At 51.3% G+C, this 11,878-nt stretch carries 12 protein-coding genes; 7 read left to right on the top strand and 5 right to left on the bottom strand.

The annotated features are described in order from the left end of the window. Window positions 1-137: 137 nt before the first annotated feature. Genes EDM55_RS07785 through EDM55_RS31390 form a run of 3 tightly spaced genes read left to right on the top strand, consistent with a single transcriptional unit; the run spans window position 138 to window position 891 of the window. Window positions 138-353: a transposase gene (locus EDM55_RS07785; protein WP_373863330.1), complete on the top strand. Its 216-nt coding sequence runs from the start codon at window positions 138-140 to the stop codon at window positions 351-353. Window positions 354-401: 48 nt separating this feature from the next. Next, complete coding sequence (locus EDM55_RS07780; protein ID WP_122960014.1) at window positions 402-734, top strand: DDE-type integrase/transposase/recombinase; 333 nt, start codon at window positions 402-404, stop codon at window positions 732-734. Next, window positions 718-891, top strand: a complete 174-nt coding sequence (locus EDM55_RS31390) for an IS3 family transposase (RefSeq protein ID WP_122924557.1) — start codon at window positions 718-720, stop codon at window positions 889-891. The genes EDM55_RS07780 and EDM55_RS31390 overlap by 17 nt, the downstream gene beginning before the upstream one ends. Before the next feature lie 69 nt (window positions 892-960). Here the strand turns inward: EDM55_RS31390 and EDM55_RS07770 are convergent, their stop codons facing one another. From EDM55_RS07770 to EDM55_RS07760, 3 genes are read right to left on the bottom strand one after another with little or no spacing between them, the layout of a single operon-like run. Continuing rightward, complete coding sequence (locus EDM55_RS07770; RefSeq protein WP_259676076.1) at window positions 961-2,295, bottom strand: serine hydrolase domain-containing protein; 1,335 nt, start codon at window positions 2,293-2,295, stop codon at window positions 961-963. A 23-nt stretch (window positions 2,296-2,318) separates the two neighbouring features. After that, entirely contained in the window at window positions 2,319-3,419 is a 1,101-nt protein-coding gene (locus EDM55_RS07765; protein ID WP_122960013.1) for a P1 family peptidase, read from the bottom strand. A 32-nt stretch (window positions 3,420-3,451) separates the two neighbouring features. Then, a complete protein-coding gene (locus tag EDM55_RS07760; RefSeq protein WP_122960012.1) occupies window positions 3,452-4,387 on the bottom strand; it encodes a dipeptidase in 936 nt (311 codons plus the stop codon). Between the two features lie 127 nt (window positions 4,388-4,514). Here EDM55_RS07760 and EDM55_RS07755 point away from each other — a divergent pair, with 127 nt between their 5' ends. After that, the gene (locus EDM55_RS07755) at window positions 4,515-5,408 is read left to right on the top strand and encodes a LysR substrate-binding domain-containing protein (RefSeq protein ID WP_092265917.1); all 894 of its coding nucleotides are present in this window, start codon (window positions 4,515-4,517) and stop codon (window positions 5,406-5,408) included. Window positions 5,409-5,474: 66 nt separating this feature from the next. On the opposite strand, the gene EDM55_RS07750 is transcribed toward EDM55_RS07755, so the two are convergent. Next, entirely contained in the window at window positions 5,475-6,431 is a 957-nt protein-coding gene (locus EDM55_RS07750) for a Gfo/Idh/MocA family protein (protein WP_122960011.1), read from the bottom strand. A 260-nt stretch (window positions 6,432-6,691) separates the two neighbouring features. Next, entirely contained in the window at window positions 6,692-7,933 is a 1,242-nt protein-coding gene (locus tag EDM55_RS07745; RefSeq protein ID WP_122960010.1) for a dicarboxylate/amino acid:cation symporter, read from the bottom strand. Window positions 7,934-8,031: 98 nt separating this feature from the next. Here EDM55_RS07745 and EDM55_RS07740 point away from each other — a divergent pair, with 98 nt between their 5' ends. From EDM55_RS07740 to EDM55_RS07730, 3 genes are all read left to right on the top strand, one after another. Then, a complete protein-coding gene (locus tag EDM55_RS07740; RefSeq protein ID WP_122960009.1) occupies window positions 8,032-9,390 on the top strand; it encodes an aspartate aminotransferase family protein in 1,359 nt (452 codons plus the stop codon). Between the two features lie 83 nt (window positions 9,391-9,473). Continuing rightward, window positions 9,474-10,340, top strand: a complete 867-nt coding sequence (locus EDM55_RS07735; protein WP_122960008.1) for a MurR/RpiR family transcriptional regulator — start codon at window positions 9,474-9,476, stop codon at window positions 10,338-10,340. 284 nt (window positions 10,341-10,624) lie between these two features. Beyond that, window positions 10,625-11,875, top strand: a complete 1,251-nt coding sequence (locus tag EDM55_RS07730; protein WP_122960007.1) for an MDR family MFS transporter — start codon at window positions 10,625-10,627, stop codon at window positions 11,873-11,875. The last annotated feature ends 3 nt before the right edge of the window (window positions 11,876-11,878 follow it).

Below are 11,878 nucleotides of genomic sequence, written 5' to 3'. Positions count from 1 at the left end.
CTTGGCTCCACGAAGCTTTGTGGTATAAATTCTTACTGTAAAAAAAAAAGAGCGCACCCCTGATCGTGATATGATTCCCTCATAGTAGACAGAGAAAAGCAAGCATCTTACTCTGTCTATTATGGGGGGATTTTCACATGGGGAAAATTAGGACAACGTATGATACTGCTTTCAAGAAAAAAGCGGTTGATCTATACCTGAAAGACGGGATGGGTTACAAGAGCGTAGCGAAAGAATTAGGAATCGATCACTCTATGGTGCGTAGGTGGGTGGAATATTTCCAAGCGGAAGGACTCGCTGGCCTTGAAGAAAAGCGAGGAAAAGCATCCAGAGGCCAAAATCAAACGACTTGAAGCGGAGAATGCCTTATTAAAAAAGCTCTTAAAGATGTGAAAGGTGGAATGGATTCGGTACCGTGCAACCAAAAGTTTGCTGTCATCCGCAAGAAAAGGCCTTATTACGGTAAAAAAGAAGTATATGTCATTTCAGGTAATCTGTTGAACAGGGATTTTCACGCTTCTAGAGCAAACGAGAAATGGGTGACCGATATTACCTATGTAATTTTTAATGGGCAAAGGCTATATCTATCCGCCGCTAAAGACTTATATAACAACGAGATCATCGCCTATCAGCTTAGCCAAAGAAATGATCTAAAGCTTGTCATGGATACAGTGAAACAGGCAAGAAAAAAACGGAATGTGAAAGGAATCCTCCTGCATGGAGAATTTCTTTAGCCATTTCAAATCTGAATGTTTTAATCGATACACCTTCCGTACGAGTAAAGAAGTGAAGTATGCTGTCAAGCGCTACATCCAATTCTACAACCAGCAACGTTTTCAACAAAAACTAAACAACCTAAGTCCGTATGAATATCGGACTCAGGCTGCTTAATGTTGCTTTTATATTTCTGTCTACTTGGCAGGGGTCAGTTCAGATCGAGGATACGCTCTCTATTTTTTCTTACTCTGCTCTCGTCAACATCCGCATCCCCAGAAGGACTGCCCATGCCCGCTCCCCGGCTTCAAGCTTAAAGAAAAAGCGGAGCGGCATTTCCGTTGCGACAAAGACCAGCGTGTCCACTCCACTCTGGCGCAGCTCAAATTCCGTGCCCGCTACGTCCGCCACCGGAGTGCCATCCCGCAAGAAAATGCGCGCTTGTCCTCCCTCAGCGGAGCTGTATGTACCCATCAGTCTAGCCAGCTCGTCTGGTGATGCCGTATATTGCGGCTCTCGCTCTTCCCGTCTTTCCAAAGGAAGACCCAGACATGCATTAATGGCAGTCAACCAAACATCGCGGATCAGCACCTGGTCGATGTTGGACAAGACGGTCACGACGAGCTCTTTTTCCGGCACAAAGCCAAAATGCGAGGAGACGCCTGGCTGACCGCCACCGTGCTCGACAAGCGTAACGCCTTCTGCATAAGCAGGAACTACTTTCAGCGCATATCCGTACCAGGCAGATCTCGTCAGCTGATGCACAGGCTGCCACATGCTGCGAAGCCATTTCTCTCCAGCAAAAGCTCGCTCCTTCATGCGCCCGCCCTTTACGTATAGCTCGCCGTATTTCAAAAGATCCAGCACGTTGGAGCGAATCCCGCCGCCCGCTTCATAGTTTCCGATGCTCGGCCATTCCACTCGCAGCGGCTGTGGCTGTCCCGGCTGTTTGACATAGGGCACGGAGACATCCTGCATACGGGACACTTCTTCCAGACTGTACGTCGAGCGATGCATGTGGAGCGGCTCCAACAGTTCAGCGGTGATATAGCGTCGAAACATCCGTCCGCTCACTCGCTCGATGATGGCCCCCAGAAGCAGGAACGTATCATTGCAATAACTGAAGTACTCCCCTGGCTCTCCCAAAGGTTCATAGGCAGCCGATGCTACGTAATCCAGATGGTCCTCAAAATAATGCAACTCTTCTCTGCGCAACAGCGGCGGCACACCGGTCGTATGGGAAAGCAGATGATGAATTTTTACACGGGAAGGATCGCTTCCGTCGGATAACCGGAACGCAGGGAGATGCGCAGCCACCGGATCGTCCACAGACAGCTTGCCTTCAGCAGCCAGCTGCATGATCGCCGCAGCGGTAAAAGACTTGCTCACAGAGGCAATCCCAAAGATCGTCGCAGGCGTAACAGGCTCTAACGTCTCTCTATCTCGCACGCCAAAGCCTTTCTGGTAGATGACTTCTCCCCTGCGCGAGATGGCGACCGCAAGCCCGGGTACTTGCTCTTTCTCCATGAAGCTCTCTACAAACGCTTCAAAAGCTGCCTCGTTCCACAAATGATTCGTCACTGGACGCTCCCCCTTTTCCTTCTCTATTGATTACTGAATCTTTCGAACGGAAAGGCGTAAACCGTAGTTCCTTTTCTGCCTGTCGTCGTCTTTGCCTGGGAGAGAGAATTGTAAATGGCTTCCTCCGTCGCCTCAGCTGCTGCCGCAAACAGCTGGTTCATCACGGCATGATCTTCACGCAGCTGCGTGCGTGTCTCGGCGATCCCTTCGGCTTTATGCGGGATTTTATGCGCCGTAGAAAAGGCAATCACAATGTCTCCGCTTCCGTGACCGAAATGACTGCCTGTCCGTCCAAGGCCGATCCCCGCGCGTTTTGCCACCCGCAGCAGCTGGCGATCACTGAGCGGTGCATCTGTTGCCAGCACCATGATGATGGAGCCATCGGTAGGCTTCTCTACAGCAGGAAGGGGGTTTTCCCCCGCAGGGAAGGAGTTCTCTCGCGCAGGAAGGGGGTTCTCCCCCGCAGGAAACAGCTTGTCGACCAAAAACTCCTGCTTGCTCCCGAAATTGCTCAAGACAAGCACGCCGACTGTATAGGACGCGTCTGCTGCTGACACGATGCGGGAGGAGGAGCCGATCCCCCCTTTATAGCCAAACGTGACCATGCCTGTTCCTGCTCCAACTGCTCCTTCTTCCACGGGGGCATTCGTCGCCTTCTGTATGGCCTCGATCGCGTCCTGCGGCTGTACCACGCATCTGCGTATGGAATTCAGACTGCTGTCATTGCACTCGCCGACTACGAGATTGATCGTCCCTGTCTTATCTCCGATTTCTTCATGTCCTGCAAGCATGTATTCGAGCGTCCCCTGCGTGACAGCTGGGACGGAAAAGGTATTGGTCAGCATGATCGGCGACTCCAGTACCCCGAGCTCATTGACCTGCACCAGTCCTGTCGTTTTCCCAAAGCCGTTGATCACATAGCTGGCAGCAGTCACTTTTTCCCGAAACAGACTGCCACCGTGCGGCACGATTGCGGTGACACCTGTGCACGCATATTCCTGGTCTCCCTCCAATTCGCGCTGGATCGTCACATGTCCCACGCGAACATCAGGCACGTCTGTAATGTCGTTCTTCTCTCCCGTGGGCAGCTGCCCGATGGCTACCCCGTACTCGCGGATTTTCATGGCCTTTGCTCCTCCTCTTGTTCACAATCCTCTTACACCGGTCGATTTCGCAGAAAATTCTCACCGGCAAATCCGCGCACTTCCTCCTCGGAATAATGCTTCAGCAGTTCATTGATGAGATTTTGGGTCGTGCCCGCGTGCTCCAAGCCCACGACCTTGTTCGTAATTCCATCAAAGTCAGAGCCAAGACCGATATGCCGCACTCCCCCCAGCGCACAGAAGTGATCGATATGGCGAATCATATCCGCGATTGTAGCCTCGCCTTCTTCTTTTACGAACATCGGACAGTAGACGACGTGCACATTGGCTCCTTTGGCAAACATCGCTTTTGCCTGCTCGTCCGTCAGATTGCGCGGGTTGCTGCACACAGCTTTCGCGTTGGAATGGCTGGCAATCGGATACTTGGCGATCTCGAGCGTTTCCCAGAAGCTTGTCTCACTCAAATGGGAAACATCCGTCAAGATCTTGTGCTCGTTATGGAATTGGATGATTTCTTTGCCAAAGGTGGTCAGTCCCGCATTTCTCGGCTCCAGTACACCATCTGCTGCGAGATTGGCATTGTTCCAAGTCAGACCGACAGCACGCACGCCCAGCTGATACAGGATGTGCAGCTTTTTCAGGTCGTTGCCGATTGGCTCTACGCCCTCCAGAGTCAGCATCGCCCCGACCTGTCCGTCCTCCAGACGATCAAAGTCGCTCCATTCCCGAATCTGCTTCATCTGCGGATTGTTGCCCAGCACGTCTTTGTAAAAGTAGTGGATTTGATCGAGTGCCGCTTGAAAACGCTGCTCTGCCTTCATATCAGCGTTGGTGTAGATCGCAAAGCATTGTACTTTGACCCCGCCTTGCAGCAGCCGTTCCTTGTTCACATCCAGCTCTGCGGAGTCAGCAAAAGAGATTTCTCCGTTTCGTTCCCATAATTTCAATAGCGCATCGCAATGCAAGTCAATCACGTTCATGGCTGCCATCGGTTATCGCCTTCCTCATCTAGGTTCTAGCCAGTCTTATGTTTTTACGTTAATGTAATTGTAACGACATATCCAATAAAAGATTGCTATAGGCGTGTTCAAAATTTTGCATAATGGAGCCATCCCTATGAATATGGAACAGATCGAAGCATTCATTTTCGTTGCTCTCACAGGAAGTTTCAGCAAAACGGCGGAGCTGCTCTACCTCTCTCAGCCGACGGTCAGCATGCGGATCAAAGCCTTGGAGACATCCATGGGCTGCAAGCTCTTTCAGCGGACGGGTCATACGATTTCGCTGACAAAGGAAGGCGATCTGTTTCTCCCGTACGCGAAAAACATTTTGCACATGCTGCAGGAGGGGCAGCAGGCCATCCAGCGCTCCTACGGAGATGTGGAGGGCGAGCTGGTCATCTCTACCGTTTTTGTCGCAGCCTTTTACATCCTGCCTGACCTGGTAGAGCAATTTCAAAAGCTTTATCCCAAGATCAAGCTGACCATCCTCACCGGGCACTCTCATCAGGTTCTGGACATGGTGCTGAATCACGAGGTATCGTTTGGCATCGCCCGTGAAGTGACGCACCCGCAGATCAACCGGATTCAGCTCATGCCGGATGATATGGTTCTCGCCATCTACCCGGAGCATGCCTTTTTCACCCGACATCAGGTTTCGATCGAAGAGGTCGCACGCGAGAGACTCATTTTGTTCAATCGCGGATCGCTGGATTGGAAGCTGATCAGCAGTGCCTTCACTCACTATCAGCTGCAGAACAACGTCGTGATGGAAGTAGACAATATTGAAGTCGTGAAACGGATGGTCAAACAAAAGCTGGGCATCGCCTTTCTTCCCCGCTTCTCGATTCAAAAGGATTTGTCCGAGGGTGAGCTGTTGGAAGTATCCGTTCAAAACCTGCCCCAGCTCAACCGGAATTTTGAGCTGATTTACCTCAAGGATACCCCGCTCAACGGCATCATGCGCACCTTTATCGACTTTTTGATGCAAAGCAAGGTACTTCAAATGTAAAACAAATGGTAGAAAAAAAACCGCGAGATTTCCCCCGCGGCTATTTTTCTTTTCCAAGGCTGATGATTACTCGTTCCCCAGCAGTGCCTCTAATACTTTTTGCACCTTAACGCCAGTCTCGAACGTCACCAATCTCGCTTCCTTGCCCTCCATCGCTTGCGCAAACTCATCGAGCAGCAGGGTGAGTCGATCGATCAAAGGAATCTCCACCAAAGATGGCGCCTGATTATCCCCGCCTATGAAGAGATTGGTCCAGTTTTGCAGGCTGAGCGTCCCTTCTGTTCCGTAAATGCGGTAATCTAGATGCTCCACATGCGCGATGCCTGCCAAGCCGTTGATCGTCACCGGCGTACCGTCTGCCAAGCGCAGGAAGGCCGATACCCCTGTCTCGCATGCTTCTGGATCAGCCGGATAATCTACTTCCGAACGAACGACCTCCAAATCCCCAAACAGCGCATACGTCAAATGAGTGAAGTGAGGCAGTACTTCCCGGATGAAGCCGCCTTGTTCTCTGCCGGAGAGCCAAGGTGTTTGCTGCCAAGGCCGCGGCCATTGATGGAAATGTGTGAGGATATCGACGCGCCGAATCGTTCCCAGCTGAGCGATTCGATTCTTCAGCTCAGGAAAAATCGCCTGATAGAAGGTCGGGAAATTCATAGCATGAACGACTCCTGCCTCTTTTGCTGCCTGCAGCATTTCCTCTGCCTCAGAAAGCGAGTTTGCCAACGGCTTTTCGCAAAGCAAATGCTTTTTGGCCGCGAGCACATCCAGGGCAATCGCATGATGGAATTTCGGAGGAACTGCCAAATAGACGGCATCCAGATCTTCACGGGCGAGAAGCTCCCGATGGTCGGTATACCATGCTGCATCCCCACTCAGCTTTGCCGACTCCTGTGCCCGCTCAGCCGATACATCGCTGATCGCAGCAATACGAAACAGACTGTGCGTACGAAGCGCATTCATCATCCGCTCCCCCATCACACCTGCACCAATGACCCCTATTTTGTAAACTGTCTGACTCATCTGGGTATCCCTCGTTTCTTGTTATCTGATCAAATTTTTTTCAACTATCACTATATACCCAATTTCTCCATTTGTCTGGACAATCCTTGTGCAAAACCTGCGAGAAGCAAAAAAAGTGAGACCCGTCACACTCTCAGTCGGTATGCTATGCGATTTGCCCACGGAGGCGTACCTATCAAAAGTCAAAGAAAACAGCGTCAGGCGAGGAATGCTATCTTCCCTAATCTGACGCTGTTTCTATTTGCAATGGTATTCAGTCTTCAAGAAGTAGCCGATTGGCTTTCCGAAAGCTCAGTATCTTTGCGGAAAACTCCCTCCCACTTCGCCACAGCGATGCAGGAGAAGACATGTCCAAACACGTTGACGGCGGTACGAGCCATATCGATGACACGGTCGATGCCGATGATCAAGGCGACACCTTCAGGCGGCAAGCCAACAGCAGTCACAGTAGCGAGCAGAATGACCATGGAGGAAGAAGGTACAGCCGCTACCCCTTTGCTCGTTACGATGAAAAAGAGCACCATCATCAGCTGCTGCTGCCACGACATGTCGATCCCAAAAGCTTGAGCTATAAAAGGACCCGCAATCGTCAGGTACAGGGTGGTTCCATCTGAGTTAAGCGGCATGCCGGCAGGAATGACAAAGGACGTAATGTATTTCGGTACACCGTACTTCTCCAGTCGCTGCATGAGCTGCGGCACGACCGTCTCCGTACTGCCAGTCGATGCACCGACGATCATCAGATCCCAGACCATCTTATAGATTTCCTTGATCGGCACACGCAGGAGCAGGGCAACCAGTGAGAAGAGGCCAAACACGACGACAGCAAGTCCGAGATAGGCTGTCCCGATCAGCTTCAGAAGCGGCACGATCAAAGCGATGCCGTAAGTTCCGATCGTATTGGACATCAAGGCGAATACACCGATCGGCGCTGTCAGCATCACCATGTTTACGAGCTGAAACGATGCTTTGGATGCGATTTCCAGCATGGAGACAAAAGGCTTGGCCTCATTGCCTAGCTTGACCAGCGCGATCCCGAAAAGCATACAGAAGAAAATGACGGCGAGCAGATCGTTCTTCGCCATGACGTCGACGATATTGGTAGGAATGATGTGGAGTAAAAGCGTTTTCCCATCGAGAACAGTCGAAGTATTGGAAGCAATAGCTGTCAAATCAGCCTGGGGAAGATTGGTCAGATCAATGCCCTTTCCAGGCTGAACCAGATTGGCAATCGCGAGTCCAATAAATAGGATCAGCGTCGTAATCAGCTCAAACCAGAGGACCGTTTTGATGCCAATTCGCCCCATCCGTTTGATATCCCCGATCCCTGCAATCCCAACCAGCAAAGTCGTAACGATAACAGGAATGACGATCATCTTCAGCATACGGATGAAAGCGTCACCGAGAAGCTTGATATCCTTGCCTAGCTCAGGAAAAAAGTGACCAAATGCTGCACCCAGTACGGTTGCCCCTAAAATATAAAAGGCAAATCTAGTCTTCATAAAATTCCCCCAGTTCTTAAAATTCGCTTGTATGAAATGATTATTGCAAATAACCTCAGTGCATGCAATAATAATTTCACAAATAAGGAGGGAATGAAATGAAAATTTCATCATTGCAAGCTACCTTTCAACAGAGCCGACCTAATTCTGCCGCTTTCTTTGAGCGTGCTAAGCATACGATCTCCGGGGGCGTAAACGGCAACCTGCGTTACTTCGCTCCTTTTCCTATCATTTTTGAAAAAGCGGATGCAGCCAGCCTGATCGACCTCGACGGTCACCGCTACGTCGACTACCTGCTCTCGTACGGTGCGCTGATGCTCGGTCACGCACACCCGGAAGTGCTGAAAGCGACCCAAAAGGTATGGGAAGAGCAAGGCACCAGCAGTTTTGGAGCGACGCATCCACTAGAAATGGAAATGACCGATGAACTGCTCGAGCTGTATCCGAGCTTCGATCAAGTGCGTTTTACCAACTCTGGCTTGGAAGCGACACTGTTTGCGCTGCGTCTGGCTACCGCCTCTACTGGTAAAACCCATATCGCCAAATTCGAAGGACATTATCACGGCGCTCATGATCATGTGCTGCAAAGTGTCAATCCAACCGCTGACCTCGCAGGGACTACCGATTCGCCGCAGCCAGTACCGGAGTCTCTCGGAACTCCAGACTACTACCGCGATCACAGCGTCATCCTGCCGTTCAATGACTGGGATGCTTGCGAGAGGATTTTGACGAAAAAGGCGGATCGGATCTCAGCCGTAATCATGGAGCCACTGCTCTCCGGTTACATCGCTGCGGATCGCACCTTCCTGAAAAACCTTCGTGAGTTGACAGCACAGCTTGGCATTATCTTGATTTTTGACGAGGTAAAAACAGGCTTCCGCATCGAGGTAGGAGGTGCACAGGCTTTTTATGGCGTTGAGCCTGACCTGACTGCTTTGGGGAAAGTCGTGGGCGGCGGCTTCCCGATCGGTGTCGTCGGTGGGAAACGGGAAATCATGGAGCTTGCCTCCCCGCTGCGCTCGAGCAAAAAGTCCGAGGTCGTGTTCCACAGCGGTACCTTTAACGGAAACCCGTTGTCCATCGCAGCAGGCTTGGCAACGATCCGCTATTTGAAACAGCCAGGGAACTTTGCCCAAATGATCGCGAGCACCAACCAATTGCGCGCTGGCATCGACGCACTCGCCAAGCAATACGACCTGCCCTTCCAAACACTCGGGGAAGGTACCATCTTCAATGTGATGGCGACACAGGACAGCGTAGAGAGCTACCGCGATCTCGGCAAAAACAACAACCAGCTGCGTCTGGCGCTCGACTACCTCTTGATGGAAAACGGCGTCTACTCCAAGCCGATGAACCGCTTCTCCATTTCGGCTGCGCACGGACAAACAGAGATTTCCACCACATTGGACGCATTTGAGAAAAGCATGGCTGCTCTCAAGCAGGACCCACTTGTCTAAGGGATGCAATTGTCACCTTTCCTGATCCTGTCGTATACTTAACCGAAGCATTTGTACCGGACAGGTCAAAGAGGTGAAACAATTTGGCGCAAAGCCCATCTGTATTGCAAAAGCTATCCCATATGTACCCGCAAATGAGCCCATCCCAGCAGGCGATTGCGGATGTCATTTTGCGTGACCCCGAATCCTCTGCATTTTACAACGTGGCGGAAATGGCCAAAGAGGCAAACGTGAGCGAATCGACCGTCACAAGGTTCGCCACGTTTCTTGGCTGCTCCGGCTTTCCTGGACTCTCGCGTGAGCTGCAGGAAATGGTCCGCTCGCGGTTGACCACAGGGCAGCGATTTCAGCTCTCCCGCAGCATTACCAAGGAAGAGCAGACCGTCATGCAGCATTTCGAGGAGGATGTCCACAACCTCAATCTGATGATCGAGCGCATCGATCTCCAAGCGCTGGAGAGAGTGGTAAAACTCCTATTGGCCGCGAAACGGATTGGGATCGTCAGCTCTCGAAGCACGCTTGCACTCGGGACGTTCTTTGATTTCTATCTGAATTTGCTGCACAAGGACACGCTGTTGTTCAGCGGAGAGCCCCGGACTGTCGATCGGCTACACCGTCTGCAAGCAGATGATGTGATTGTCGGAATCGGCTTTGCCCGGTACACGCGCTTTAGTGTCGACTGCCTGGCGATCGGGAAACAGCGCGGAGCCAAAATCGTAGTCATCACCGACTACCCTTCCTCTCCCTTGTGTCAGTATGCGGACGAGGTATTGTATACCCCCACAGGAATCGCGTCGCACATGGAATCCTTCGTCGCGCCGATGTCCCTATTGACCGCGATCCTGCGCTCGATGTTCCATCAGGATTCGGAAAAAGCGACGAGGTTGCTGACGGAGATGGAAGATGCCTGGAGTGGCTTGGGTATTTACTTTGATCCAAACAAGTCGTAAGCGGTTTTGAGAATGGAAAAGGCAGGAGTAGATGCGGACGTGGAAAGACCGTCCCAGACTACCCCTGCCTTTTTATCGCATCAAAAAAGGCGCTTCCTCTATGGAGCGCCTCTGCATTTCAGAACAAACGTTCGTTTTGTGAATCATGCAAACTAGTGACATCCGTATTTCGCTTTAACATTATTAGTATAACCGAGTCAGAATAATAAGTCTATATTTTATCGTCAGAAAGCTCTATAGTTTGGATACCTGGCCGGGTCACTATTTGCACGAGGAGGATAACCATGCAGCTGCGTTTGTGGGATCTCAATCTAAAAATCCGGTTAATCGGCGAAGCCCTTTTTAATATGCTTTTTTGGATGTATTTTCCCTTTATCACCGTCTATTTTGGCACAGCATTAGGCAATCATATCGCAGGAATCCTGATGACCGTCCCCCCGCTTTTCAGCCTTATCGGCAGCTTGCTCGGCGGAGCTTTGGCAGACCGGACCGGGCGGCGTCCGGTGATGCTATTCGGGGCTTGTCTCCAAGCTGTCATGTTTGCCTTGTTTGCGGTGTCGCCCTCTCACTGGATCGACTATATGGCCTTTATTGGACTCGGGCTGGGGGGTGCCATCTATCGGCCTGCCAGCTCTGCGATGGTCGCCGATCTCGTGCCCGCGCAAAGCCGCCGTCAAATTTTCGCGACGTTTACGACAGCCAACAACATCGGTGCGGTACTCGGTCCTGCACTCGGAGCCGTCTTTTTCTTCCACTACCGACAGGAGCTTTTGTGGTCTTGTTCCCTGGTCTTGCTGCTGTATTTCGCTGCGATCTATTTCCTGGTTCACGAAACATTGCCCGCAGCAGCGAATAGGTCTAAGGATTCTGCCTCCTTGACTCGAGTATTTCAAGAACAGTGGAAAGGGTACGGCATCATTTTTCGGGATAAGGTGTTTCTCGTCTATACATTGGCAGGCATCTTCGCCCTCGTCTCCATTATGCAGCTAGACCTCTATTTGCCTGTGTACATCATCCATGAAGTGTCAGCCCAGCCGCTCTTCCCATGGGCTAGCGGTTCTCTTTTACTCGGCAGCACAGAGATCTTTGGCTGGGTGCTTGGGTTTAACGGCCTTTTGTTCGTCTTGTTTATCCTCCCCGTCACGAAATGGTTCCAGCATTGGAAAGAACGCGATGTCTTTATCTTCTCCTCGCTTCTGTCCGGGGTAGGAACTTTTGCCCTCGGCTTGAACAGCCAGCTCTGGTTCCTGTTTCTAGCTACGATCGTCTTTACCTTTGGAGAGATGGTACGCTCTCCGGTCACCCAAAGCTTCATCAGCCATTATGCACCCGAGGTATCGAGAGGGCAGTACATGGGAGCTGACAGCCTGCAGCCCACGATCGGACGTTTTATCGCGCCCGTGACCGTCTTCCTTTCCAGCTGGGTCCCACCCCTCGGTATCTTTACGCTCATTTTGGTGTTTTCGCTCATAAGTGTCCTCTTGTACATTCAGTTGTTTCGGATGTATGTGGAGAAGCCGGAGTCAGTGAAATGATTG

The sequence above is a fragment of the Brevibacillus centrosporus genome (genome assembly GCF_003710815.1).
Lineage (GTDB): Bacteria > Bacillota > Bacilli > Brevibacillales > Brevibacillaceae > Brevibacillus > Brevibacillus centrosporus.
The sequence above is the reverse complement of the archived record's forward strand: the minus strand, read 5'-3'. Positions and strand labels throughout refer to the sequence as shown.